We start from the raw sequence: 25,678 nt of genomic DNA on the forward strand, positions 1-25,678 counted from the left end.
ACCGTTTGCTTATATTCTGCTTATTTTTCGTTGGCTCGGAATATTGTTCGGTGAATTTTATCCTTCTGTTTTTAAACATAAATAGTCAATAAAAAACCATCTGGCACGCGGCTTGCTATTCTTAAATCAACATCTGCGATCGATAAAAAGACCGCCATCGCTCTCCAGGCTGAATTGACTCAGCCGGGTGCTGTGCGCTGGTCGGTAGAGAAGGAAAGCAAAATGAACATGCCATTCACCACGGCGATCCGTGGCAATTTTTTCGACATCGCGGCCTGCGTGGATCATCCGCAGCAATTAGGTCAGCAGCTGCGACATATTCCTGACGGGTTAATGCTGCTCCATGAAGGCGCGATTGCCTGGTTCGGCAGCTGGCAGCAGGGCGAATCGCTGTTGCCGCCGGGGTTTGAGGTCGCTCATTATCCGGACAAACTGATCGTGCCGGGTTTTATCGACACCCATATTCACTACCCGCAAACCGAAATGATCGGCGCCTATGGCGAGCAACTGCTGACCTGGCTGAAAAACTATACCTTCCCGACAGAAAGCCAATTTTGCTGCGAACGGCACTCAGACAAAATGTCGGCATTCTTTCTGCAGCAGCTGTTAAGCAACGGCACCACTACGGCGCTGGTATTTGGCACCGTGCATCCTCAGTCGGTTGAAGCGCTGTTCCGCCAGGCGGCGGCGCTGAACATGCGCTTGATTGCCGGTAAGGTGATGATGGATCGCCATGCGCCGGAAGCCTTGCTGGAAAGCCCGGAACAGAGCTACCGCCAAACGCGAGCGCTGATTGAGCGCTGGCACGGCAAACAGCGGCTGAGTTACGCCATTACGCCACGCTTTGCGCCCACCAGCACCCCGGCGCTGCTTGAGCAGGTGCAGCGCCTGCGCCAGGAATTTCCGGACGCCTACCTGCACACCCATCTGAGCGAAAATCTTGATGAAGTGGCCTGGGTAAAAGAGTTGTTCCCCGACAGCCGCAGCTATCTGGACGTTTACCACCAGTACGGGCTGACCGGAGAGAAAAGCGTGTTCGCCCACTGTTTGCATCTGGAAGAACAAGAGTGGGATTGTCTGTGCCAAACCCGTTCGGCGATCGCCTTTTGCCCAACCTCGAATCTGTTTCTGGGCAGCGGTTTGTTCAACCTGCAAAAGGCCTGGCAGAAGCAGGTCAGGCTGGGTATCGGCACCGACGTCGGGGCCGGGACCACCTTTAATATGCTGGAAACGCTGGGTGAGGCTTACAAGGTCGCTCAGCTGCAGCGCTATCAGCTTTCCGCCTGTGAAGCCTTCTACCACGCGACGCTGGGCGGAGCTCGAGCCCTGTCGCTCGACGACAAAATCGGCAACTTCGACGTGGGCAAAGAGGCGGATTTTGTGGTGCTGGATCCGGCCGTGTCACCGCTGCAAAAGTTGCGACATGAAAACAGCCGCGAACTGGCGGAGCAACTGTTTGTGTTGATGACCCTGGGTGACGATCGCAATGTTTATCGTACTTACGTCGACGGCAAAGTGGTGTACCGAGCGGCCAAGTGCCAGGAGGCGGCATGATCCAGTTTCTGATTAATCAAACCCTGAAAACAGAAACCGCACTCGATCCCAACACCACGGTGCTGAACTACCTGCGGCGTGACCTTGGCCGCTGCGGCACCAAAGAGGGCTGTGCCTCCGGCGATTGCGGCGCTTGTACCGTGGTGTTGGCCGAGCCGGAAGGCGATCGGCTGCGTTATCGCAGCGTTAATGCCTGTCTGACCTTCGTCAGCGCGTTGCACGGCAAACAGTTGATCACCGTAGAGGATCTGAAACAGCAGGGGGAATTGCACGGCGTGCAGCAGGCTATGGTCGACTGCCACGGCTCACAGTGCGGTTTTTGTACACCGGGTTTCGTGATGTCGCTGTTCTGCCTGCAAAAAAACACAGCGTCCTATCAACGCGAACAGGCGCAGCAGGCACTGGCTGGCAACCTGTGCCGCTGTACCGGCTATCGCCCGATTTTGGCGGCGGCGCAGCAGGCGTGCGATAACCCTAAGCCGGACAGCTTCGACCACCACCAGCCACAAACGCTGCAACGGCTGCAGGCCATCCGTGCCGCAACGCCGCTGGAGGCTGAGGGCAAGCGCTGTTTGCTGCCGCAGAGCCTCGATGAGCTGGCGCAGCTCTATCAACAGCACCCGCAGGCCAAACTGCTGGCTGGCGGGACCGATCTGGCGCTGGAAATCACCCAGCGGCATCAGGATATCCCGCTGATCATCGCTATTGGCCAAATCGAGGCGCTCAGGCAGGTAAGCTGGCAGGGCGATCGTCTGGTGATTGGCGCCGGCGCCGCGTTGAGTGATTTGTATCCGATGTTGGCCAACTATCATCCGGCCTTTGGTGAACTGCTGGCGCGTTTTGCTTCCCAGCAGATCCGCAATCAGGGCACGTTGGGGGGCAATATTGCCAATGCTTCACCGATTGGCGACGGTGCGCCCTTATTGCTGGCGCTGGACGCGCTGCTGATCCTGCGCTGTGGTGCTACCCAGCGTGAACTGCCGTTGAACGACTTCTTCCTTGGCTACCGCCAAACCGCACTGCAGCCGGGGGAATTTATTGAAAGTATCGTACTGCCTGCCAGTGCACCGGCGGACTTTCGTGCCTGGAAAGTCTCCAAACGCCTGGAAGACGACATTTCGGCCGTGTGCGGCGCTTTCAATTTGACCTTTGATCAAGGCGTTATCCGCAGCGCCCGCGTGGCGTTCGGCGGCATGGCGGCGACCCCGAAACGCGCCGAACTCTGTGAGCAGCAACTGGTGGGGCAGCCCTGGCGGCGAGAAACCCTTGAGCAAGCGGCACAGGCGTTGGCGCAGGACTTTACGCCGCTGAGCGATTTCCGCGCCAGCAGCGCTTACCGTTTGCTGGTGGCGCAAAACCTGCTGCGCCGCTACTTCATTGCGCTGACAGCGCCGCAGCTGGCAATAGAGGTGACCGCTCATGAGTAATCGCAAAGGGACCGAACACACCCAGGAACACCTGGCAGAACGTTTCCGCCAGTCGTTAACCAGCGGCGTAGGCCGCAGCCGCAAGCACGAGAGTGCCGACAAGCACGTCAGCGGTGAAGCGCAATACATCGACGACAGGCTTGAGTTTCCGAACCAATTGCATCTGGCGGCCAGGCTGAGCGAACGGGCACATGCGCAGATCGAAAAGCTGGACCTGTCAGCATGTTACGACTTTCCCGGCGTGGTAAGGGTGATCAGCTGGCAGGACGTACCGGGCGAACTGGATATCGCCCCTTTAACGCACGGCGATCCGCTGCTGGCGAAAGATAAGGTGGAATACGTCGGACAGGTCATTGCGGTAGTGGCGGCGGAAGATCCGGAAATTGCCTGGCGTGCCGCTCAGGCGATTAAAGTGACCTATCAGGATTTACCGGCACGGTTGGACGTCACTCAATCTTTACGGGAAGGCTTCCTGGTGCAGGAGGCGCATCGTCATCAACGGGGTGACGCCGACCGCGCGTTGGCGCAGGCGAAACACCGCATTCAGGGGGAGCTGCATGTCGGCGGTCAGGAACACTTTTATCTGGAAACCCAGATTGCGTCGGTGATGCCGGCCGAGGACGGCGGCATGCTGGTGTATTCCTCGACTCAGAACCCAACCGAGATCCAAAAGCTGGTGGCCTCGGTGCTCAACCTGCCAATGCACAGAGTGACAATTGATACGCGGCGCATGGGCGGTGGTTTTGGCGGTAAGGAAACGCAGGCTGCCGGTCCTGCGTGTTTGTGCGCCGTGATGGCGTATCTCACCGGGCGACCGGTCAAAATGCGCCTTAACCGCCGCGATGACATGTTGATCACTGGCAAGCGCCACCCGTTTTATATTCAATATGACGTAGGTTTCGACGACAGCGGGCTGCTGCACGGGGTGAAAATCAGCCTGGCAGGCAACTGTGGTTATTCGCTCGACCTTTCGGGTTCTATCGTCGATCGCGCCATGTTCCACGCTGATAATGCCTATTTTCTGGAAGATGTGCTGATTACCGGCCACCGCTGTAAGACGCATACCGCTTCCAATACTGCTTACCGGGGCTTTGGCGGGCCGCAGGGCATGATGGCGATTGAGCAGGTCATGGATCATATTGCACGCTATCTGGCGCTCGATCCGTTGGCGGTGCGAAAAACCAACTATTACGGCAAGGATCAACGCAACGTTACGCATTATCACCAGCCGGTGGAGCAGAACCTGCTGCAGGAAATCACCGCAGAGCTGGAGCAAAGTGCCGATTATCAGGCCCGCCGTCAGGCGATCCGGCAGTTCAACGTGCAAAATCCAATCCTGAAAAAAGGGCTGGCGCTGACGCCGGTGAAGTTTGGTATTTCCTTCACCGCCGGCTTCCTTAACCAGGCCGGTGCGTTGGTGCTGGTGTACACCGACGGCAGCATTCAACTTAACCACGGCGGCACCGAAATGGGCCAGGGGCTAAACACCAAGGTGGCGCAGATTGTCGCCGAAGTGTTCCAGGTGGACATCGAACGTATTCAAATCACCGCTACCGATACCGGCAAGGTGCCGAATACCTCGCCGACGGCGGCGTCATCCGGCACGGATCTCAACGGCAAGGCGGCGGAGAATGCCGCGCTGATCATTAAACAGCGGCTGATCGAGATGCTGAGCAAACAGTATCAGGTCAGTGCGGAGCAGATTATTTTCAATAACGGCCAGGTCAAAGTGGCCGAGCGTTATTTCAGCTTCGAGCAGGTGGTCGAACAGGCCTATTTCAATCAGGTTTCGCTCGCCAGCACCGGCTATTACCGCACGCCGAAAATTTTCTACGATCGCGACCAGGCCCGCGGCCACCCGTTCTATTACTTCGCCTACGGCGCGGCCTGCGCGGAGGTGGTGATCGACACCCTGACCGGCGAGTACAAACTGCTGCGCGCCGACATCCTGCACGACGTGGGCGACTCGCTGAACCCGGCAATCGACGTCGGTCAGGTCGAGGGGGGCTTTGTGCAGGGCATGGGCTGGCTGACCAGCGAAGAGCTGGTGTGGGACGAACAAGGGAAGTTGCTGACTAACGGGCCTGCCAGCTACAAAATCCCGGCTATCGGCGATGTGCCTGCCGATTTGCGCGTCAGGCTGCTGGAAAACCGCAAAAACCCCGAGGATACGGTGTTTCATTCCAAAGCGGTGGGCGAGCCGCCGTTTATGCTGGGCATTTCGGTATGGTGCGCAATCAAAGACGCGGTCGCCAGCCTGGCGGATTACCGCCTGCAACCCAACATTGACGCACCGGCCACGCCGGAACGGGTGCTGTGGGGCGTGCAACAGATGCTGGCAAGTGACATTGTCACTGAATTGACGCGGGAGAACGGCGATGGACGAATGGATTGAGGCGCTGGCAGAGGCACGCAGGCGCGGCGAGCCCTGCGTGCTGGTGACGCTGGTCGATGAACGAGGCTCCACGCCGCGCAACCGGGGTAGCAAAATGCTGGTAACCGTCGAACGTGCGGTGAATACCATTGGCGGCGGCCATCTGGAGTTTCAGGCATTGGCGATTGCCCGCGAAATGCTGCAACAGGCTGCGCCCCAGTTACGGCTGGAACGTTTCCCGCTGGCGGCGCGACTGGGCCAGTGCTGCGGCGGTACCACCAGCGTGCTGTTTGAGCCGATGATATCGCCGCGCCCGCAGATCGCTCTGTTTGGTGCCGGCCACGTCGGGCGCGCACTGGTGAATATCCTCGCCACGCTGCCGTGCCGGGTGCGCTGGGTGGACGGCCGCGCGGCGGAATTCCCGCTGGTTATTCCCGCCGGGGTGCAGCAAGAAATCAGCGATGAGCCACTGGAGATCGTCGACGCCATGCCGCCGGGCAGTTTCTTTATCGTCATGACCCACGATCACGCGCTGGATCTGGCGCTGGCGGAGCGTATTTTACGTCGCGGCGACGCAGGGTACTTCGGCCTGATCGGATCGCTGACCAAACGCAAACGCTTCGAATACAAGCTCGGCCAACGCGGCATCAGCGAAGCGGCGATCGCCGCCATGCGCTGCCCCCTGGGCCTGCCGGACGTGAAGGGCAAACTGCCGGCGGAGATCGCGGTGGCGGTGGCCGGGGAGGTTATTGCCTGCTACGGACAAGGTTTACGCTGAAAAGGTTTTCATTCAACCGAAGGCCAAAAAGCCTGATGCTTAGGCCAACTCAACATTCTAATCACTTGTTTTTGCTCAAACTGCCAACTGCGCCTAAGCTAGGATGTGGCCTGGGAACTGGGGTTCCCGCGCAATTTATTCTGTGAACATGGAGGAGTTTCGATTTGATGCGTTTATCTACATTGGTGTTGGCGATCGGCATGGCGCTGAGCTCGCAGGCACAGGCAGCAGAAACTAACCCGCACGCTGACCACACCGCGTTGCCGAGTGGTCAGGCGAAGGAGGCTAACGTGACCGGTGAAGCCAACCAGCACAACAATAAAAAGAACCAGAACCCGTTCTTCTACCAAAGTCGCCTGCCGTTCCAGGCGCCGCCGTTCAATTTGATTAAAGAGAGCGACTACGCCCCGGCAATTGATGCCGGTATCAAGCAAAAGCTGGAGGAAGTGGAGAAGATTGCCAACAACCCGGCCAAGCCTGATTTTAAAAATACCTTCGTGGCGCTGGAACAGTCTGGGGCGTTGCTGTCACGCGTGATGAACGTGTTTGGTGCCATGACCTCGGCCAACACCAGCGACGCGCTGCAAAAGTTGGATGAAGAAAGCTCACCGAAGCTGGCGGCGCTGGACGACGCCATCATGCTCAACAGCAAACTGTTCGCGCGTATCAAGACGATTTATCAGCAGCGTGATGCGCTGAAGCTGGATGCGGAATCTCGCCGCCTGGTGGAAGTGACTTACAAAAACTTCGAGCTGGCGGGGGCCAATCTCTCCGACGCCGATAAAACCAAGCTGAAGGCGCTGAACCAGGAAGCGGCGACGCTGAGTACCCAGTTCTCCAACAAGCTGCTGGCGGCGACCAAAGATGGTGCGCTGGCTATCGCCGACAAGGGTAAGTTGGACGGATTGTCTGAGAGCGAACTGGCCGCTGCCGCTCAGGCCGCCGGTGAGCGTAAGCTGGACAAGCAGTGGTTACTGGTATTGCAAAACACCACCCAGCAGCCGGATTTGCAAAGCCTGAAAAATCGAGACACCCGCAAGGCGCTGTTTGACGCTTCGTGGAACCGGGCAGAAAAGGGTGACGGCAACGACACTCGCCAGACGATTGCCCGCCTGGCCAAAGTTCGTGCCGAACAGGCCAAACTCTTGGGCTTCCCGAACTATGCCGCCTGGAAGCTGCAAAACCAGATGGCCAAAACGCCGGATGCGGCGCTGAGCTTTATGCGTAATATCGTCCCGGCAGCCACTGCGCGTGCCGAACGAGAAGCCAAAGACATTCAGGCGGCTTCCGACCAGCAGAAAGGCGATTTCAAGGTTGCCGCCTGGGATTGGCAGTTCTATGCCGAACAGGTGCGCAAGGCGAAGTACGATCTGGATGAATCGCAGATCAAACCTTACTTCGAATTGGATAACGTGCTGAACAACGGCGTGTTCTATGCCGCCAACCTGCTGTACGGCATCAGCTTCAAAGAACGTAAGGATATCCCGGTTTACCAGTCGGACGTGCGCGTGTATGAGGTGTTCGATAAAGACGGCAAATCGATGGCGCTGTTCTATACCGACTTCTTTAAACGCGACAACAAAGGCGGCGGCGCCTGGATGAGCAACTTCGTCGAACAGTCGAAGTTGAAAGGCACCAAACCGGTGATTTACAACGTTGCCAACTTTACCAAACCGGCAGCAGGTCAGCCTGCATTGCTGTCTTACGACGACGTGATCACCATGTTCCACGAGTTTGGTCATGCGTTGCACGGTATGTTCGCCGATCAGGAATACCCAAGCCTTTCAGGTACCAATACCGCACGTGATTTTGTCGAATTCCCCTCGCAGTTCAACGAGCACTGGGCCAGCGATCCTAAAGTCTTTGCGCATTACGCCAAACACTACAAAACCGGTGAAGCCATGCCGCAGGAACTGGTCGATAAAATCAAAAAAGCCGACAAGTTCAACAAGGGCTACGACATGACCGAGCTGCTGTCTGCGGCACTGTTGGATATGCACTGGCATATGCTGAGCGCCGATCAGCCGCAGCAGGACGTGGATAAATTCGAAGCCGAATCGCTGATGAAAGACAAGATCGATCTCAGCTACGTGCCGCCACGCTATCGCTCAAGCTACTTCAAACACATCTGGGGTAACGGCTATGCCGCCGGTTATTATGCCTATCTGTGGACTGAAATGCTGGCGGATGACGCCTTCCAGTGGTTCAGCGAGCACGGTGGGCTGACGGCGGAGAACGGCCAGCGTTTCCGCGATATGGTGCTGTCGCGCGGCAACAGCCAGGATCTGGAGAAGTTGTACGTCGAGTGGCGCGGTAAAGAACCGAGTATCGAGCCGATGTTGATCAACCGCGGTCTTAAAGACGAATAACAGTTCGCGGCATAACCCAAAACTCCCAGAAGGGCGCAAGTTTCTTGCGTCCTTTTTTTCGTCGGGACATAGCCGAAACGAGGATTTATCATGCGCCGGATATTTTTGGCCCGTGAGCAATCAAGCACAAAGATGGCAGACCGATCCTGTGGTTGCCAATAAGTCAGGCCCCGCGAGCGGGGCCCAACGTCCTCAGCGGTTAACCACCTTGGCAGGCAATGCAACTACCAGCAATGAACTGATCAGCAGACACCCGGCGAATGCCCACAGAGCGCCGCCGCTTTTACCGGTCAGGTCCAATGCCAGCCCCATCAGCGAGTTACTCACTAACCCGGCAATGTTTGCCAGCGAACAGGCCAGCGCGAAGCCGGTTGCCGCTGCTGTGCCGCGCAGAAAGGTGGCCGGCAGGCTGAAAAACACCGGTACCGCACCGATGATTGCGGCCTGCGCAACAGAGAACAGCAACACCGTGGCGATCACGTTATGGGTGAAGAACGTGCTGCCGGCCATCGCCATCGCGCCGACAATAAAGGGCACGATGATGTGCCAGCGACGCTCACGCATGCGGTCGGAACTGGTACCGATCAGCAACATCCCCAGCAGGGCAGCAACGCTCGGTAACGCAGTCAGCAGGCCGATGGTAGTGATGTTGGTCACGCCGGCAGTCTTGATAAAGGTTGGCATCCAAAAGCCCATGGCATAGGCGCTAAGCAGGATCGAGAAGTCAATGCCACCCAACATCCACACTTTGAGGTTAAAGAAACCGTCGCGAAAACTGTGCTTGCTGTGGCTGGCTTCGGCGTCGTCCTGGGCCAGATCGTCTGCAATGCGTTGTTTTTCGTCCTCGGACAGCCATTTGGCCTGTCGATAGTTGTTCGGCAGCACCCAGAACGTGAGTACGCCCAACAATACGCTGGGAATGCCTTCCAGCAGAAACAGCCATTGCCAGCCGTGCAGCCCGTGGCGCATATCAAAATGTCCCATGATCCAGCCAGACAGCGGGCCGCCAAGCACGCTAGACAGGGGCAGGCCGATCATGAACAGCGCAATGATGCGGCCGCGACGGTAAGTCGGGAACCACAGCGTCAGATAATACAGTACTCCTGGCAGGAAGCCGGCTTCCGCTACGCCAAGTAAAAAGCGGATGATGTAAAACTGGTTGGGGGTAGTGACAAACATCGTACAGGCGGAAAGCAGGCCCCAGGTGATCATGATGCGGGCAATCCACACCTTGGCGCCGACGCGCTGCAGGATCAGGTTACTCGGCACTTCAAACAGGATATAGCCGACAAAGAACAGCCCGGCGCCCAGCCCGAAGGCGGCCTCGCTCAGTTGCAATTGGTCGGCCATCTGCAACTTGGCCAAACCGACGTTGATGCGGTCGAGATAGGCGGCCAGATAGCACAAACAGAGGAACGGGATCAGCTTCCAGGTGATTTTGCGGTACAGAAGCGATTCTGCTCCCGCTTTCCCGGTTAACGGGGTTTCAACAATGGCCATGATGATGTCTCCAGGTGGTGCATGGTGGCCTCCGGAGGAGGAGCGTTGTGTGTTTGCTTTTGAGGCGCTTTCCGCGCCTTCTTTATTGTTCAGCTCTCCGTGCAGGTGAAGCTCTGGGTTACAGCCGGTTCAGATAATCGAGGGCCTCCTTTTTAGTCACGACGTCACCGTATTTACTGTCGATGTCGAACAGATTGGCCTCATGCGGCCCGGGGTGACGATCGCCTACGCATTCCCGCACGACGATGGTGCGGAACCCGTGCTGTACCGCGTCCACTGCGCTGGCACGGATACAGCCGCTAGTGGAGCAACCGGCCAACAGCAGGGTATCGACGCCCAGCGCCACCAACATCGGGGCCAAAGAGGTGCCGAAAAAGGCGCTGGCATACTGTTTGGTTAATACCACTTCTGCGGCCAGAGGAGTTACCTGCGTGCAAAAAGCCGCCAGCGGGTTGCCTTCCACCATGTCCTTCATAACCGGAGCTTTTTTCACCCAAATGCCGCCATCGGCAAAATGCCCCGCATGATAGCGGATATTGGTGTGAATCACCGGAATTCCCGTTTGGCGAGCGGTGGCCAACAGCGCCACGCTCTCGTCGACCGCGCTGACCACGCCGGGAGCGAACAGTGGTGCACCCTCGGTTGTGTAGCCCTGCATAAAGTCGATCATCAGCAGGGCCGGATGTCGGCCGAAGCCGATGCGGTTGCCCCAGACGCCGCTGTAATTCTCGGTGAGTGAGTTATCGGCTGCGGATGCCATAGTTGCTCCTTAATAGGCGCCGGACAGCAGGGCACCTGCGCCGGGAACGATCGGCTCCAGCTCCAGCGCGGTCAGCATGGCGTAAGTGGTTGCGATGGCGGCGGTCAATACCGGTTTGCCGGTTTGTGCTTCAACGGTAGCCACCGCCGGTAAGGACGGCATTTGCACGCAGGCGGACAGCACGATGGCGTCAACGTCGCTCAGATCCATCTCGGCGACAATGCCCGACAGTTTGGCCGGGTCATGGCGTCCCACGGCCAGATTGTCGGCAATCTCCAGTGCCCGCCATACCTTGACCTCAATACCCTCGTGCTCGATATAGTCCACCACCATTTGGGTCAGGGGTTTCATGTAGGGGGCGACTAACGCAATGCGTTTGGCCCCCAGCACTTTCAGACCGTTGACCAGCGCTCCGGCGCTGCTGATGACCGGAGCGCCAGCGTTATTATCTTGCGTCACCTGTGCCAGTCGGGCCTGTGACTCACGGTGATAGCCCAGCCCCATCGACATGATTGCCACCAGGCAGGCATAACCGAGCACGTCGACTTGTGCGTCGGAAAGTTCCAGAGCACAACGGTCGGATTCGGCGTCCATCGCCGCCAACTCCGCCTTGCTGACGTGTTTCATGCGCATGCGGCTGGAGTGAAAGGTGAAACGCTCCGGGCGGATTAGCTGACGAGCGTTCAGCATCGCCGGAATTTCGGTTTCCATCGTGGTGTTGGAGCTGGGGACGATTTGGCCGATACGGTAATTTTTAGTCATGACACCACTCCTTAATTAATCCAGAAAATTGCCCAGAGCACGGAAGAAACCGTCAAAGTCGTCCCACGGGATCATATGTCCGGCATTTTCAACGTGCGCGAGAGTTATCTCTGGCTGCAATGCGCGGATCTCCGCCTCGTCTTCCTGCTGGATCACGCCGCCAAGGCCCGCGACCATCAGTAATGTCGGCATGCTCAACGCGGGATAATCGCGATGACTATCGACCTGATGGAAATCTTCATAGGCGCGTTGGATGGCCGGTTCATAGCAGGTGTGCAGCCATTCGGCACGCAGTTGGCGCTGCGATTCGCTCCAGTTGGGGCAGTAAGTGCGCATCTGTTCGGCGTTCATGCCCAACAGTGACTGACGGATCGAATCGACATACCAGGGCCACTTGCCCGGATATTCACGACGACCGGGACCGGAAACTGGCGGGTCGATCAGCACCAGCCGTCGCACCCCTGCCGGATGGAGCGCGGCAGCGCGTAAGGCAAAGCGCGCCCCCATTGAATGACCGAGCAGGGCGTAGTTTTCCAATTGCAAAGCGCCAGCGAAAGAGGTTATGTCCTGGGCACAGGTTTCGGCGTCATAAGCCAGGTCCGGTCCGCTGGCGGATAGACCGCGCCCACGCACGTCCAGCACGTAGGTGTCGTACTTTTCAGCCAGTCGTTCGGCGACGAAGCCCCAGGTGATCGCCGGGCTGGTGATGCCGGGGATCAGGATCACCACCGGGCCTTGCCCGCCGTAGCGCAGATAGTGCTGGCGAATGCCGTTGGCCTGCACGTTGGCGCCATACAGAAAGTGGCTCATGCGGCGTTCTCCGATTTCAGTGCTTGCGCGTACAGGTCATAGCCGTAAACCCAGGCGGGATCTTCCTGCGTGCGCAGGAAGGTATTGGCATTGGATACCGCCTGCACGCGAGAAGCCCGCTCTTTGCGGTTGGCTTCATACAGTTGGAAAGCGGTGCGATAGTCGGTCAGGCCGGTTTCCTGCAGACAACGCGCCAGCATGGCGGCGTCTTCGATCGCCATGGCTGCGCCCTGAGCCATGTGCGGCTTCATCGGGTGGCAGGCATCGCCAAGCAGTACCATGCGGCCTTCGCTCCACAACGGCAGCGGTTTACGGTTCAGCAACGGCCATTTGGTGACCTGTTCGCTGGACTCGATCAATGCCTGCACAATCGGGTGATAACCGGCGAAGGTTTCGTACATTTCCTCGCGGCTGCTGTCGATAAAGCTGCCCTGGAAATCCCATGCCGGGTGCGGCACGCCGCTGACGTAGTAGTATTCGTCGCGCTTTTGGGTGGTGTAATAGACCATCAAGTGACGATCGGCCGACCACCATTTAACGCAGTCTTCAAAACTCAGGTTGTATTTGGCCAGTTTATCGCCGCGAATCAACGCCCGGTGCGCCACCCAACCACTGTAGGTTGGGGCTTCAGTGCCCAGCAGGTGTTCGCGAATGCGGGAATTGATGCCGTCGGCGCCAATCACGATGTCTGCACTGGCCTGAGTACCGTCGGCAAAATTCAGCACCACATGGTTTTCGCGCTCTTCAATCTTGCTCAGGTGCTTGCCAAAATGCACGCTGCCCGGTTGCAGTGCCGCCATCTGCAAGGCCTGCAGATCGCCGCGGTGTACCGTCACGTAAGCGGCACCGTATTCTTTGCGGGCAAATGCCCCCAGTTCGATGCGAGATAGATAATCACCCGTTTCGGCGTCGCGGCTGAACCAGAAGTCCGGGTGAGACGCCATTTGCTCCAAGGGTTGTTCAATGCCGAGACGGCGGAAAATCTTCAATACGTTTGGCCCCATATGGATACCGGCACCCAATCGTGAAAACACCGGACTCTGTTCGTACAGGTCGACGGTAAAGCCCGCTTTTTGCAGCAGACCGGCGGCGGCGGCGCCACCCAAACCGGCGCCGACTACGGCAATGCGTTGTTGTTTGCTCATCATTTTTCCCCTGACTGTTGGTTTTTTTACCTGCTATCCGCTGCGATAACGGATAATCGATTTATAGTGTATACGCTAAATAACGCAAAGTTGCATAAGTGTTAATTTTGACTTGGCTCACGCTAATAGGCCGCCTGTTTCTGTTAACCTTATGTTAATCACAGGATGGGGAGGGCTTAAAATAGGATTTGCTTATAGGTGTCTCGGGCTTCTTGCTTCCGGTGGTTTTTTAGTCTTAGATAATTAAAAGAGTGTATTCACTGTAATTTGTACAAAATAACCTCGTTGACGCCGGGTGCGTCGACCCCTTTAGGCAAAACAGGAGATACCGCATGGCGGTCAATGATAGTCAGTTGGTTCAGCTGTTCGAGCAGGTGCTTACGCTGTCGAAGGTTGATGCTTCGCAAAGCGTGGCGATCCTGAAAAGTCACTATTCCGATACGCGCACGGTACGCGCAGCTACCGATGCTGCACTGCGATTGGGCGCTAAGGTTTATGCGGTGGAGTTGCCCTCGTTTAACCATCCGCGCGCCATGGGCAACGACATGACTGCTTATTGCGGTGATACGGCATTGACCGGCAACCATGCGGCTCAGCGCGCGTTGGAAGCCGCCGATCTGGTGGTCGACACCATGATGTTGCTGCACTCGCCGGAGCAGGAGCAAATCCTTAAGACCGGCACGCGTATTTTGCTGGCGGTCGAGCCGCCGGAGGTGTTGGCACGGATGTTGCCTAATGCGGAAGACAAAGCGCGAGTGTTGGCGGCGGCTGCCGTGCTGGAACAGGCAAAATTAATGCAGGTGAAATCTGTCGCCGGCAGCGATTTTCGCGCCCCGCTGGGGCAATACCCCACGGTAACCGAATACGGTTACGCCGACGAACCGGGACGTTGGGATCACTGGCCAAGCGGCTTCCTGTTCACCTGGCCGAATGAGGAACAGGCCGAAGGGGTACTGGTGCTGGATGTGGGCGATATCCTGCTGCCGTTCAAGAGCTATGCGCGGGAACGGATCACTCTGGAGATAGACAAGGGCTTTGTGACGTGTATTCACGGGGGGTTTGAGGCGGAATATCTTCGGGAGTACATGAAATATTTCAACGATCCGGAAGTGTACGGCATCTCGCACATCGGCTGGGGCTTACAGCCACGTGCACAGTGGACGGCGATGGGGCTGCACGACAAAAACGACGGGATGTGTATGGATGCACGTGCTTTCTACGGCAACTTCCTTTTTTCCACCGGGCCGAATACCGAAGTCGGTGGTACGCGTAAAACGCCGTGCCACATGGATATCGCGCTGCGCCATTGCGACATTAGCCTGGATGGCACGACGGTAGTGGCGGATGGCGAAGTGGTGGCTCCTGCGGCGTCCCGAGTAAGCCAGGGCTAACCTTGCTGCTAAACGCGGGGGTTTGTACTATTCTCGGTGGTTTCCATAGATGGTGAGAGTAACGCAATGACGCCCCCCGAATACCCGGCTGCAGAAAACGGCAAGACCGAAAATTATCATTTTACTGAACAAGTCGGGCACCTGCTTCGTAAGGTTTACCAGCGCCATGTGGCCATCTTTCAGCAGAACGTTGGCGATTCGCAGCTGACTGCGGTGCAGTTTATTACCCTGTGCGCGGTGCGTGACATGGGCCCGAGTTCGCTAACTGAGCTGGTGCAGGTGACGGCGGTCGATCAGGCCACCATTCGCGGCATTGTCGAGCGCCTCAAAGCGCGTGAACTGATCACCGTTATGCCGGATCCTGTCGACCGGCGCAAAGTGGTGGTCGGGCTGACTGATACCGGTGCCGATCTGTTGAGGGAAACGGTGCCGCATGCGGCGAAGATCACAGAATTAACCTTCGGCGCGCTCAATCCGGCCGAACGTATAGCACTGATGTTCCTGCTCAATAAAATGCTGGAAGACCAGCCACCCGGCTGATTCGCCCCGCGCAACTGCTGTTGTCTGGTGAGTGCGGTGGCGGCGAGGTCACGGCCCACAATTCATACCCTATAGCTTTCAAGTTGCAGCCAGGCTGGCAGCTTGCCCACTCTCAAGTCAGTAACTGGGATGAGCAAGTGCGGCAACGACGCAGCGGCGTGAAAGATGACGGGTATCACCAGAGCGCAGGCGGAGACGCGAGAATGGCGATATCTGAAGTGCAATCGCCCAGGGAAGGCGCGGTAAAAACGCTGACGGAGCATCCATTGATGCTGTCGGTAAATGGCGAAAATATTCATACCTGGGTGATGGCGGATACGCCTCTGTTGTTGGTGTTACGCAACGATTTGGCGCTCAATGGCCCAAAGTACGGCTGCGGCCTCGGAGAGTGCGGCGCATGCACCGTATTGGTTGACGGCATTGCCGCACGCTCCTGCGTGATCCCGGCTCTGGGTGTGACCGGCCGTGAGGTCACCACGCTGGAAGGGCTGGGCGATCGCCAACATCTGCATCCGGTGCAGCGCGCTTTTATTGAAGAACAGGCGGCGCAGTGCGGTTATTGCCTGAACGGCATGATCATGACCACCAAAGCCCTGTTGGATCGAAATCCCTCGCCCAGCGACACAGAAATCCGTCAGGCACTGTCCGGCAATCTGTGTCGTTGCGGCACCCATATCGAAATCCTGCGTGCGGTTCAGCGCGCTATCACTCTGTATCGCAACGAGGAAACCTCGTCCCATGACTGATACCCATTCCTCATTGCCGAGTCAGGCGGAGCTATTGCAGCGCCAGGGCACATTGCTGATTGTCGATCAGATCCAACCGCCGCCAGGGCTGGTACCGAAAGGTCAGACGCCGAGCCTGAAACCCAAAGAACAAGGGTTGTTTATTGCCATTTGCGACAGCGGTGAGGTTTATGCCTTCAACGGCCATGTCGATCTGGGCACTGGCGTGCGCACCGCATTAGGTCAGATTGTCGCCGAAGAGCTTTACCTGCGCATGGATCAGGTGCGCATGGTGCTGGGCGACACTGAAAGCACGCCGAATCAGGGGGCGACTATCGCCAGTGCCACCCTGCAGATTTCGGCGGTACCCCTGCGTAATGCCGCCGCCGAAGCGCGCCGCTGGTTGCTGCAGCAGGCGGCACAACGTTTTGACTTCAGAGTAGAGCAACTGACGCTGGACGACGGCATCGTTGTTAGCCCTGACGGGCAAAGGCTGAGCTATGGCGAACTGGTGGCTGGTGTACATATTGCATTAACGATAAGCGGTGATGCGCCGCTTAAGCCGCAGGCCGAGTACCGTTTGGTGGGTACCAGCACCGCACGTGTCGATATCCCGGCCAAGGCCACAGGCGAATCCACCTATGTGCACGATATGCGGCTGCCGAACATGTTACACGGGCGGGTGGTGCGACCGCCGTATGCGGGCTACGACAGCGGTGAGTTTGTCGGCACCAGCCTGCTGGCGGTGGACGAACGATCGATTGCCCATATTCCCGGCATCGTCAAGCTGGTGGTGATAGAAGACTTTATCGGCATTGTTGCCGAGCGCGAGGAGCAGGCGATCAAGGCGGCACAGGCGCTGCAGGTGAGCTGGAAAGACTGGCGGCGTAACCTGCCGCAGATGACCGATGTGGCTCAGGCGCTGCGCGATAATCCCCATTCGACGCGGGTGGTGCATGATACCGGCAACGTGGATACAGCGTTGGCTGCCGCCGACCGACGCTTTACCCGCAGTTATCTTTGGCCATATCAACTGCATGCGTCGATTGGCCCGTCCTGCGCATTGGCAGATTACCAACCACAGCAACTGCGGGTGTGGTCGGGCAGCCAGAACCCGCACTTGTTGCGCGCCGATCTTGCCTGGCTGCTGGAGTACCCGGAAAATCAGATTGAAATCATCCGCATGGAGGCCGCCGGCTGTTATGGTCGTAACTGCGCCGATGATGTCTGTGCGGATGCGGCGCTGCTGTCGCGAGCGGTAGGCCGTCCGGTACGGGTGCAGCTAACCCGTGAGCAGGAACACCTGTGGGAACCGAAGGGCACTGCGCAACTGATGGAGGTTGACGGTGGGTTGGACGCCGCCGGTGATCCGGTCGCCTATGATTTTCGCACCTATTATCCTTCCAACGGTGCGCCCACCCTGGCGCTGTTGCTGACCGGAAGGGTGGAGCCGGTGCCGGTGGCTTATGAGATGGGGGATCGCACTTCGGTACCGCCCTATGAATATCCGGCGTTGCGCGTCAGCATTGAGGATATGGCACCGATTGTCCGCGCTTCCTGGATGCGGGGCGTATCGGCACTGCCGAATACCTTCGCGCACGAGTCCTATATTGATGAACTGGCTATCGCCGCCGGCGTCGATCCGCTTGAATATCGACTGCGTTATATCAAGGATCAACGTGCCACCGAACTGATGCGCAGTACCGCCGAACGTGCCGGCTGGACGCCGCATACCGAACCTATGCAAACCCCGGCGGAAGACGGCGTACTGCGTGGACGAGGCTTTGCCTATGCGCGTTATATTCACAGTAAGTTTCCCGGTTTCGGTGCCGCGTGGGCAGCCTGGGTCGCCGACGTTGCCATCGACAAAGTCAGTGGCGAAGTGGCGGTCACGCGGATTGTGGTCGGGCACGACGCCGGCATGATGGTCAATCCGGACGGCGTACGTCACCAGATCCACGGCAACGTTATCCAGTCGACCAGCCGGGTGCTAAAAGAGCGAGTGACCTTCGAAGAATCCACGATCTCCAGCAAAGAATGGGGGGCTTACCCGATCCTGACTTTCCCGGAGGTGCCGGAGGTGGATGTCGTGATGATGCCACGCCCTTACGATCCGCCATTGGGGGCCGGTGAGTCTGCCTCGGTGCCCAGCGCGGCAGCCATCGCCAATGCGGTGTTTGACGCCACCGGTATTCGGTTTCGCGAGTTGCCGATTACCTCTGATCGACTGCGCGAGGCGTTGAACGGTCCGGATAGTCAGCGGCAGCCGTCAACGCAGCCAGTCAAAACTAAACGCAGTAAATGGTGGTTTGGTGGCGTGGCCGGGATTTTAGGGGCCGCGCTGGGTGTTGCGACGACGGCACTGCCATGGCGTGCCGAAATTGCGCCGGTGGCTACCCCTGGCTCAGGTACCTGGTCTGCCGCGACCCTGGAAAGGGGGCGTCAGTTGGCCGCTGCCGGGGATTGCGCGGTATGCCATACCGCCTCGGAAGGGCTAACCAATGCCGGGGGGCGGGCGATGGAAACTCCGTTTGGAACCCTGTACAGCACCAATATCACCCCAGATGTGGAAACCGGTATCGGCAACTGGTCGTTTACCGCGTTCGACCGGGCGATGCGTCAGGGCATCAGCCGCGATGGCAGGCATTTGTATCCGGCATTTCCCTATACGGCGTTCAGTAAGATGACCGAGGGTGACATGCAAGCGCTGTATGCCTATATGATGTCGCAACCGGCGGTGGTGCAAAGTACCCCGGCTAATCAGATGCGTTTCCCGTTCAATATGCGCTCGTTAATGGCCGGCTGGAATGCGCTGTTTCTCCGCCAGGGCGAGTTTCAGTCAAATCCGACGCAAAGCGCGCAGTGGAACCGTGGCGCTTACCTGGTTAACGGGTTGGGCCATTGTGCCGCCTGCCATTCCCCGCGCAATCTAATGGGCGCTGAAAAGGGCGGCAGCAACTTTTTGGCGGGGGCGATGGTGGATGGCTGGGAAGCGCCGGCATTAAACCAATTGGCCAATGCGGACAAATCCTGGACCGAAGAGCAGCTATTCCAGTATTTGCGTAGCGGTCATTCTGCCGAGCATGGCGTCGCGGCCGGCCCGATGGGGCCGGTGGTCGCCGAACTGGCCACACTGCCGGAAACCGACGTTCGAGCGATGGCCAATTACCTGATTTCATTGAGCAACCCGACCGGATTGAACCTGGAACCGCAGGCCAAACCGGCTACCACTCTTTCGACCGCCGTAGGGCAATTGGGCGGAGAACGTCTGTTTCAGGGCGCTTGCCAAGCCTGTCACAGCGCCGCCAGCGGCGGGCCGCAGCTGTTTGGCGTCAGCCCGGACTTGGCGAATAACACCAATATATTCAGCGAGCGGCCGGATAACCTGATTAACGTGATTTTGCAGGGGATTTCCAAACCGGCTACCGCTGATTTGGGCTTTATGCCTGGATTCAAAGACAGTTTTTCCGATCGCCAAGTGGCTGATCTGGTGAATTATCTACGGCAGCATTATGCCGGGGACAAACCGGCATGGCGCGATGTCGAAACGCAGGTTGCCAGGCTACGTGCCAATCCGGGCAGCCATTAACTGTGGTTAAAAAACGGCGCTATTGCGGTTGCAGGAAAGCGATAAGCCGCTGCGCCGGTAGCGGTAACTGGGCCAACTGACGCACTACGATAGACAGCTGGCGTGTGGCCCAGGTATCGTCCAGCGCAAGAATTCTGACTTGCATGCCCGGCCATTGCCGGGCGATCTCCTCCGGTACCACGGCGATACCGGCACCACGCGTCACCATCCGACACACCACTTCAAAGCTTCCTGCACGGGCGCGTAAACGCATTGGGCCGCCGTTGCGTAGGGCGTGTTGCGCCAAATGTTGCTGCAGCGCGCTGTCGTCGCTTAAGCCAATAAAGTCATATGCCAGCGTTTCGCTAAAGCTGACGCTGGCGCGGCCGGCTAACGGATGATCGACCGGTAGCGCCAGCACCAGGCGATCCTGGCGGAACGGGTAGCTTTCCAGCCCGCGCAGGTCGGCGTGGTTGGCGACAATGCCGATATCCGCAGTTTGATCGAGGATCGACTGGCTGATCGCCGTGCTGGGCAACTCTTCCAACGCAATGTCCGTCTGTGGGTTAAGCAGCAGATAGTCGGCCAGCAGCTCCGGGAGAAAAGCGCTGGCGGCGACGGTATTGGCCAGAATACGCAAATGGCAGGCATTGCCCGGGGAAAACTCTGCCATATCCCCCCGTAGCCGTTCGCTTTGCTGTAACAACAGACGAGCATGGCCCAACAGGCGTTCACCGGCCTGAGTGGTTTGTACTCCCCGCGCGCCGCGGGCCAAAAGCTGAATACCAGCCTGTTGCTCCAATCCGCGAATGCGGGCACTGGCCGATGCCAGCGACAGGCAGGCACGATCGGCCCCGGCGGTGATGCTGCCCGCCTCTGCCACGGCGATAAACAGCCGCAGGTCGGTAAAATCGAAATGCATCGGCTTCTCCTACGTATTTGCCTCAGGTTGGCTCAGTGATTGCCGCATTGTGCGGCAGGCAAGGGCTGCGGACAATCCATGCACCAAGGGATAATGAGGAAGGATAGACCTATGACGTTGACGCTACCTGAAATTTTAGCCCTGCTGGGCATCTTTATGCTGGCGGGCACGGTAAAGGGAGTGATTGGCCTGGGGCTGCCCACGGTGTCTATGGGGTTACTCAGCCTGCTGATGTCTCCGGCACAGGCTGCGGCGCTGTTGCTGATGCCGTCGCTGGTGACCAACTTCTGGCAGTTGTTCACCGGGCCGGACGTCCGTGCACTTTGCCGCAGGTTGTGGCCGATGATGGCCTGTGTCGCCATGGGCACAATGCTGACCACGGGCACCTTGACCACCGGTCAAAACCGGTTGGCACCGATAGCGTTGGGGGTCTGTTTGGTCGTTTACGCGCTGTTGGGTTTTAGCCGTTTTCAGTGGCGGCTTTCACCCAGGGCTGAACGCAGGTTGGGCCCTCTATGCGGTGTACTTACCGGGCTGATTACCGGTGCTACCGGGGTATTCGTGATCCCGGCGGTTCCTTATTTAAATGCATTGGGATTGGCGCGTGACGATCTGGTGCAGGCGTTGGGGCTGTCATTCACCGTTTCGACGTTGGCATTAGCCGCCGGCCTGGCGTGGCAACATGCATTGCCGGGCGCGTTGCTAGGCACCTCATTATTGGCATTGCTTCCTGCGCTGGTGGGGATGTGGTTGGGGAGTGTGCTGCGCCGGCATTGTCGCCCTGCGGTATTTCGTCGCTGTTTTTTTATCGGTCTGTTAGTTTTGGGAATTGAAATAGTGTGGAATGGCATTAATTAAATGCGAGTAAATAATGTTTCACCCAGTTGCGAAGTAATTGGTTTGTATTAGAAGTTAAATTAAATATTCCGTATAATTCATTCTATTTAGTTGACTTGACTCTATCGGCGGAAATGGTTTTATATATTGACATGGCGGCGGCGTATGTTTATATCTATGAGTTCAGATCAAGAATGGATTTTAAATGTGAATATTATAAAAATAAGGAAATATTATGAAGACCCTAACGAAAGCTGAAATTATGATGATTGGCGGGTGGCCTCATTGCTCGAGGGGCTAGAGCTGTTTTTGGCAGTGTGGTCGGTTCATCGATTGGTTCGTTGAGTGCTTGTTTTGGTAGTGGGAATGGTTCACAAAATGCTTCAAGAAGCAACTCTGGCTCTTATAATGGCGGCACCTGCAACTGGTAGTAATATATATTACCCAGTGTGATGCGACTGTGCCAGATATTGGCATGGTCGCATGCTAATGTTGAACTGGTATCTTTTATGAAGACGTTTTTGTCGGCTTTTATTATGGTCGCTCTTTCTGTCGGGCTATCTCGTAATTTGCTTTTTATTGTGGGGCTTAGCCAATATAGCGGTATATTTAGATTTAACATCCCTTGTGAAATGGCTAAATGGATGATTTATTTCCTTGTGCTGCTAGGGACAATGACTTTTATGAGGTTAATATATACCTCGGCACGAAAATTTGTCCGCAAATGGAAGCGTCGCGGTCGGTAAGATAATTATTGACCCAAGATCCCGATAAAGGTGTAACCCCCATGTCAGAACGTTCTCCCCAGATTTATCGTGAGGGTTATTTCGCTGCGCAGGTCAATAAAGCGGAGGGTGAGGTAATTATTCCTGCCAGCCTCAGTCTGACCGCCTATGCCTGGGCCAGCATCTTGCTGGTGTTGGTTATCGGGCTATTTCTGATCCTGGGTGAATATACCCGTAAAGCGCGTTTGGACGGTGTGGTGATGCCATCCAGCGGTTTGATCAAGGTAGTTGCCCGCGGCGCCGGACAGGTTACAGAACGTTTAGTGACGGAGGGGGCGACCGTCAAAGCCGGCCAGGCACTTTATCGGCTCAGCGGCGAATATTTCAATGGTCAGGGTATCGCGACGCTGGCGTCGGTTTCCGACTCGTTAAAACGGCAATATCACATGCTGGAGCGCCAACGCGCTCAAGAACTGGCCACTCGAATTTTACAGCAAACCGGTGTGCGCCAGCGCATGACGCAACTTCAGGATGAACTGACCAGCGCAGAGGCGGCAATGGTGGAGGTAAAGCAACAGGCGGAATTATCGCATTCGCTGATGGTGCGCTACCGCAAGCTGATCGGCAAAGGTTACGTTTCCGAACTTGAGTTTCAGCAGCAGAAAATGACGTTGTCGACGGCGCGGGAAAAAGTAGAAATGCAGCGTCAGGCGCAGTTGCGGTTAAAGCGTGAGCTTGCCGCGGCGGCCTCGGAACTGCGGACGCTGGCGCAACAGCAACAAGGGCGTGACGCCGAACTTGAACGCCAGTTGCAGGGCATCAGGCAACAGGAAATAGAACTGGTTGCCCAGCGTGACCACACGCTCACTGCGCCGGTGAACGGCCACATCGCGGTGGTGTTGGCCCGGGCGGGGCAGACGGTCAAGCAAAACGATCCTTTACTGATGATGGTCGCTGACGGTGCCGAGCTGCAGGTTGAACTCTTTGCGCCCAGCAAAGCGGTGGGCTTTATCAAACCTCACCAACGGGTCGGGTTGCGCTTTGCCTCCTTCCCCTATGAAAAGTTTGGCGTGCAGTATGGCGCCACCCGCGCCATCACCGATGCCAGCCTGAGCGCCAATGACGTCATGCAGCAAAATCCGATGACCTGGAAGGAAAACGAAGGGCATTACCGCGTCATCGTTGCGCTGGAGAAAACCACCATTACCGCCTATGGGCGCCAGGAACCATTGCGCGTCGGGATGACCGTGTCCGCAGACGTGGAGTTGGATCGCCGCCGCCTGTACGAGTGGCTGCTGGAGCCGTTATGGAGTCTGCAAGGAAGGATATAAACATGGACGTTACAGAAGGGCTCAACTGGGGCTGGCGAAAGCGCCTGCCGTTGATACGCCAAACGGAGTCCGCAGAATGCGGCGTGGCGTGCCTGGCGATGATTGCCGGTTGGTATGGGCATCGCGTAGATCTGCCTACGCTGCGTGCGCAGTTTAAAGTTTCGCTGCTCGGCATGACCTTCTCGCAGCTGATTGCCTGCGCCGAACGGCTGCACCTGAGCGGCCGAGCGGTGCAGCTGGAGCTTGAAGAGCTGCACCTGTTGTCGCTGCCCTGTATTTTGTACTGGGACATGAATAATTTTACCGTGCTCAAGCGGGTGCGAGGGCAAACTCTGGAGCTGCATGATCCTGCGCGGGGCCTGGTTAAAATGAGTCTGCAGGAGGCAAATCGTCACTTTACCGGCGTGGCGATGGAATTGACGCCAACCCATCAGTTTGTCGTCAAAGATCGGCGAAAAAAGATCCGCCTGCGGGAGCTGATCGGTAAAACTCAGGGGCTGAAGACGGCATTGGCCCGGATCTTCTGTTTCGCGCTGGCGCTGGAAGTGTTTGCGTTGATCGGCCCATTAATCAACCAACTGGTGATTGATGAGGTGCTGGTGGCGTTGGACGCCAGCTTATTGACGTTGATCGTCATTGCCATGCTGCTGATGGCCGCCACCCAGACGCTGCTGGAGCTGGCCCGCCAGTGGGCGACGCTCACCATGGCGGTCAACTTCAATATGCAGTGGACGGCGAATGTTTTTCACCACCTGTTGCGGCTGCCTATCAACTGGTTCGAATCGCGCAACATGGGCGATATCAGCGCGAAATTTGATGCCGTCGACACCATTCAGGACACCCTCACCACCACGTTGCTTGAAGCCTTTTTGGATGTGCTTTTGGTCCTTGGTACCTTGACCATGATGTTTTTCTACAGCGTGAAGTTAACCCTGGTCGCTTTGGCCGCCGCGATGGTGTATGGGCTGTTGCGCCTGTTTTGGTTCAGTACGTTGCGTAAAGCGGCGGATGACTCCTGGGTTGCCGGCACCCAGGAATCCAGTCATTTTCTTGAAAGCCTGCGCGGCGTGCTGAGCCTGCGGGTCAACGGGGCGCTTACGCCGCGGGAAACGGTTTGGCGTAACCTCAATGTCGCACGGCGCAATGCTGAACTGCGCGAAAGCAAGCTGATGATGGTTTACGGCATTATGCAAACCGTCATTGGCAGTCTGGTTGGGGCGGCGGTGCTGTGGCTGGGGGCCGGGGCGGTGTTGGCCGGGCAGTTTTCAGTCGGCATGCTGGTGGCCTACATGTCTTTTCAGGGCCGGTTTTCCGCCAGTATCAGCGGCCTGATCGACAAGGCCGTTGCCTACAAAATGCTGGATGTTTATAACCAACGGCTGGCGGATATCGTGCTGACGGCGCGTGAAGACGCAGCGGCGCAGGCGGCGGGCAACTCAACGCTGTTATTGTCCGCCAGCGCCTGGCCCCAAGATCGGCCGGCGCTGAGTTTGGAGCAGGTCAGTTTTCACTATGCCGGCACCGAATCCGAAATCCTGTCGCAGGTCTCGCTGGACATTATGCCCGGTGAGGTAGTGGCGCTGGTAGGGGCGTCCGGCAGCGGCAAAACCACATTGGCTAAACTGGTATTGGGGCTGTATTCGCCCACGGCCGGCGTGATACGTACGCTGGGCATTGAGCATCGACAGGGGGATTATTCGCAGGTACGTCAGCATATCGGCGTAGTCTTGCAGGAGGATCAGCTGTTTCGCGGTTCTATCGCCGAGAATCTGTCATTTTTCACGCCACGGGTTGATCAGGACAAGCTCGTTGAATGCGCGCGGCTGGCACAGTTGGATCAGGATATCGATAACCTGCCGATGGGCTACCAGACGTTAATCGGTGAAATGGGAGGCACCCTGTCTGCCGGGCAAAAACAGCGCTTGTTGTTGGCGCGGGCACTTTACAAAAAACCACGACTGTTGATCCTGGATGAGGCGACCAGCCATTTGGACGTGAATAATGAAATGCTGATTAGCCATACCCTGCGCCAGCTTGGCCTGCCGATTTTACTGATTGCCCATCGCCCGGAAACCATCGCCTCGGCGGATCGGGTCGTCGAACTGGCGGCCGGGCGTCTTCACCGGCGCAAAGGGTGAATCAACCCTCTTCGACTCGAAG

18 protein-coding genes are annotated in these 25,678 nt (G+C 57.4%); 12 read left to right on the forward strand and 6 right to left on the reverse strand.

Annotated features, from left to right (window positions below):
* Positions 1-222: 222 nt before the first annotated feature.
* The 5 genes from guaD (at position 223) to dcp (ending at position 8,502) form a co-directional block, all read left to right on the forward strand.
* Complete coding sequence (gene guaD, locus H0S68_RS11300) at positions 223-1,554, forward strand: guanine deaminase (protein WP_259218811.1); 1,332 nt, start codon at positions 223-225, stop codon at positions 1,552-1,554.
* Entirely contained in the window at positions 1,551-2,981 is a 1,431-nt protein-coding gene (gene xdhA / locus H0S68_RS11305; RefSeq protein ID WP_410529391.1) for a xanthine dehydrogenase small subunit, read from the forward strand. The genes guaD and xdhA overlap by 4 nt, the downstream gene beginning before the upstream one ends.
* Positions 2,974-5,376 carry a xanthine dehydrogenase molybdopterin binding subunit gene (gene xdhB / locus H0S68_RS11310; protein WP_410529392.1) on the forward strand — a complete coding sequence of 801 codons (2,403 nt, stop codon included), beginning with the start codon at positions 2,974-2,976 and terminating at the stop codon, positions 5,374-5,376. Before xdhA ends, xdhB begins: the two co-directional genes overlap by 8 nt.
* Positions 5,360-6,133, forward strand: a complete 774-nt coding sequence (xdhC, locus tag H0S68_RS11315; RefSeq protein WP_410529393.1) for a xanthine dehydrogenase accessory protein XdhC — start codon at positions 5,360-5,362, stop codon at positions 6,131-6,133. Before xdhB ends, xdhC begins: the two co-directional genes overlap by 17 nt.
* Before the next feature lie 167 nt (positions 6,134-6,300).
* A complete protein-coding gene (dcp, locus tag H0S68_RS11320; RefSeq protein ID WP_262255407.1) occupies positions 6,301-8,502 on the forward strand; it encodes a peptidyl-dipeptidase Dcp in 2,202 nt (733 codons plus the stop codon).
* Positions 8,503-8,694: 192 nt separating this feature from the next.
* Here the strand turns inward: dcp and H0S68_RS11325 are convergent, their stop codons facing one another.
* From H0S68_RS11325 to H0S68_RS11345, 5 genes are all read right to left on the reverse strand, one after another.
* A complete protein-coding gene (locus tag H0S68_RS11325) occupies positions 8,695-10,002 on the reverse strand; it encodes an MFS transporter (protein ID WP_130015692.1) in 1,308 nt (435 codons plus the stop codon).
* A gap of 118 nt (positions 10,003-10,120) precedes the next feature.
* Entirely contained in the window at positions 10,121-10,762 is a 642-nt protein-coding gene (locus H0S68_RS11330; RefSeq protein ID WP_048759080.1) for an N-carbamoylsarcosine amidohydrolase, read from the reverse strand.
* 9 nt (positions 10,763-10,771) lie between these two features.
* Positions 10,772-11,473 carry an Asp/Glu racemase gene (locus tag H0S68_RS11335; RefSeq protein WP_410529461.1) on the reverse strand — a complete coding sequence of 234 codons (702 nt, stop codon included), beginning with the start codon at positions 11,471-11,473 and terminating at the stop codon, positions 10,772-10,774.
* 66 nt (positions 11,474-11,539) lie between these two features.
* The gene (locus H0S68_RS11340) at positions 11,540-12,334 is read right to left on the reverse strand and encodes an alpha/beta fold hydrolase (protein WP_198639606.1); all 795 of its coding nucleotides are present in this window, start codon (positions 12,332-12,334) and stop codon (positions 11,540-11,542) included.
* The gene (locus tag H0S68_RS11345; RefSeq protein ID WP_041414542.1) at positions 12,331-13,482 is read right to left on the reverse strand and encodes an FAD-dependent monooxygenase; all 1,152 of its coding nucleotides are present in this window, start codon (positions 13,480-13,482) and stop codon (positions 12,331-12,333) included. The genes H0S68_RS11340 and H0S68_RS11345 overlap by 4 nt, the downstream gene beginning before the upstream one ends.
* A gap of 329 nt (positions 13,483-13,811) precedes the next feature.
* Here H0S68_RS11345 and H0S68_RS11350 point away from each other — a divergent pair, with 329 nt between their 5' ends.
* The 4 genes from H0S68_RS11350 (at position 13,812) to H0S68_RS11365 (ending at position 19,724) form a co-directional block, all read left to right on the forward strand.
* A complete protein-coding gene (locus H0S68_RS11350; RefSeq protein WP_410529394.1) occupies positions 13,812-14,870 on the forward strand; it encodes a 2,5-dihydroxypyridine 5,6-dioxygenase in 1,059 nt (352 codons plus the stop codon).
* A gap of 66 nt (positions 14,871-14,936) precedes the next feature.
* Positions 14,937-15,410 (forward strand): MarR family winged helix-turn-helix transcriptional regulator, encoded by a 474-nt coding sequence (locus tag H0S68_RS11355; protein WP_142815246.1) that lies wholly within the window; start codon positions 14,937-14,939, stop codon positions 15,408-15,410.
* Between the two features lie 203 nt (positions 15,411-15,613).
* Positions 15,614-16,156 (forward strand): (2Fe-2S)-binding protein, encoded by a 543-nt coding sequence (locus H0S68_RS11360; RefSeq protein WP_020826788.1) that lies wholly within the window; start codon positions 15,614-15,616, stop codon positions 16,154-16,156.
* The gene (locus H0S68_RS11365) at positions 16,149-19,724 is read left to right on the forward strand and encodes a molybdopterin-dependent oxidoreductase (RefSeq protein WP_262255410.1); all 3,576 of its coding nucleotides are present in this window, start codon (positions 16,149-16,151) and stop codon (positions 19,722-19,724) included. Before H0S68_RS11360 ends, H0S68_RS11365 begins: the two co-directional genes overlap by 8 nt.
* A 19-nt stretch (positions 19,725-19,743) precedes the next feature.
* On the opposite strand, the gene H0S68_RS11370 is transcribed toward H0S68_RS11365, so the two are convergent.
* Positions 19,744-20,625 (reverse strand): LysR substrate-binding domain-containing protein, encoded by an 882-nt coding sequence (locus H0S68_RS11370; protein ID WP_128864944.1) that lies wholly within the window; start codon positions 20,623-20,625, stop codon positions 19,744-19,746.
* Positions 20,626-20,736: 111 nt separating this feature from the next.
* Here H0S68_RS11370 and H0S68_RS11375 point away from each other — a divergent pair, with 111 nt between their 5' ends.
* The 3 genes from H0S68_RS11375 (at position 20,737) to H0S68_RS11385 (ending at position 25,656) form a co-directional block, all read left to right on the forward strand.
* Positions 20,737-21,483, forward strand: coding sequence for a sulfite exporter TauE/SafE family protein (locus H0S68_RS11375; RefSeq protein ID WP_130015697.1), 747 nt, complete (start codon positions 20,737-20,739; stop codon positions 21,481-21,483).
* Between the two features lie 766 nt (positions 21,484-22,249).
* Positions 22,250-23,518 (forward strand): HlyD family secretion protein, encoded by a 1,269-nt coding sequence (locus H0S68_RS11380; protein WP_410529395.1) that lies wholly within the window; start codon positions 22,250-22,252, stop codon positions 23,516-23,518.
* 2 nt (positions 23,519-23,520) lie between these two features.
* On the forward strand, positions 23,521-25,656 hold the full coding sequence (locus tag H0S68_RS11385) for a peptidase domain-containing ABC transporter (protein ID WP_410529396.1): 2,136 nt from the start codon (positions 23,521-23,523) through the stop codon (positions 25,654-25,656).
* Positions 25,657-25,678 lie beyond the last annotated feature (22 nt).

The organism is Serratia sp. AXJ-M, assembly GCF_046531865.1.
Taxonomy (GTDB): domain Bacteria; phylum Pseudomonadota; class Gammaproteobacteria; order Enterobacterales; family Enterobacteriaceae; genus Serratia; species Serratia liquefaciens.

Bases quoted from the DNA above. Each gene is read 5' to 3' on its own strand.
- H0S68_RS11360 (WP_020826788.1), top strand. From the start codon at position 15,614: ATGGCGATATCTGAAGTGCAATCGCCCAGGGAAGGCGCGGTAAAAACG.
- xdhA (WP_410529391.1), top strand. From the start codon at position 1,551: ATGATCCAGTTTCTGATTAATCAAACCCTGAAAACAGAAACCGCACTC.
- H0S68_RS11345 (WP_041414542.1), bottom strand. From the start codon at position 13,482: ATGATGAGCAAACAACAACGCATTGCCGTAGTCGGCGCCGGTTTGGGT.
- guaD (WP_259218811.1), top strand. From the start codon at position 223: ATGAACATGCCATTCACCACGGCGATCCGTGGCAATTTTTTCGACATC.
- H0S68_RS11335 (WP_410529461.1), bottom strand. From the start codon at position 11,473: ATGGAAACCGAAATTCCGGCGATGCTGAACGCTCGTCAGCTAATCCGC.
- H0S68_RS11330 (WP_048759080.1), bottom strand. From the start codon at position 10,762: ATGGCATCCGCAGCCGATAACTCACTCACCGAGAATTACAGCGGCGTC.
- H0S68_RS11385 (WP_410529396.1), top strand. From the start codon at position 23,521: ATGGACGTTACAGAAGGGCTCAACTGGGGCTGGCGAAAGCGCCTGCCG.
- H0S68_RS11325 (WP_130015692.1), bottom strand. From the start codon at position 10,002: ATGGCCATTGTTGAAACCCCGTTAACCGGGAAAGCGGGAGCAGAATCG.
- H0S68_RS11375 (WP_130015697.1), top strand. From the start codon at position 20,737: ATGACGTTGACGCTACCTGAAATTTTAGCCCTGCTGGGCATCTTTATG.
- xdhC (WP_410529393.1), top strand. From the start codon at position 5,360: ATGGACGAATGGATTGAGGCGCTGGCAGAGGCACGCAGGCGCGGCGAG.
- dcp (WP_262255407.1), top strand. From the start codon at position 6,301: ATGCGTTTATCTACATTGGTGTTGGCGATCGGCATGGCGCTGAGCTCG.
- H0S68_RS11350 (WP_410529394.1), top strand. From the start codon at position 13,812: ATGGCGGTCAATGATAGTCAGTTGGTTCAGCTGTTCGAGCAGGTGCTT.
- H0S68_RS11355 (WP_142815246.1), top strand. From the start codon at position 14,937: ATGACGCCCCCCGAATACCCGGCTGCAGAAAACGGCAAGACCGAAAAT.
- H0S68_RS11370 (WP_128864944.1), bottom strand. From the start codon at position 20,625: ATGCATTTCGATTTTACCGACCTGCGGCTGTTTATCGCCGTGGCAGAG.
- xdhB (WP_410529392.1), top strand. From the start codon at position 2,974: ATGAGTAATCGCAAAGGGACCGAACACACCCAGGAACACCTGGCAGAA.
- H0S68_RS11340 (WP_198639606.1), bottom strand. From the start codon at position 12,334: ATGAGCCACTTTCTGTATGGCGCCAACGTGCAGGCCAACGGCATTCGC.
- H0S68_RS11365 (WP_262255410.1), top strand. From the start codon at position 16,149: ATGACTGATACCCATTCCTCATTGCCGAGTCAGGCGGAGCTATTGCAG.
- H0S68_RS11380 (WP_410529395.1), top strand. From the start codon at position 22,250: ATGTCAGAACGTTCTCCCCAGATTTATCGTGAGGGTTATTTCGCTGCG.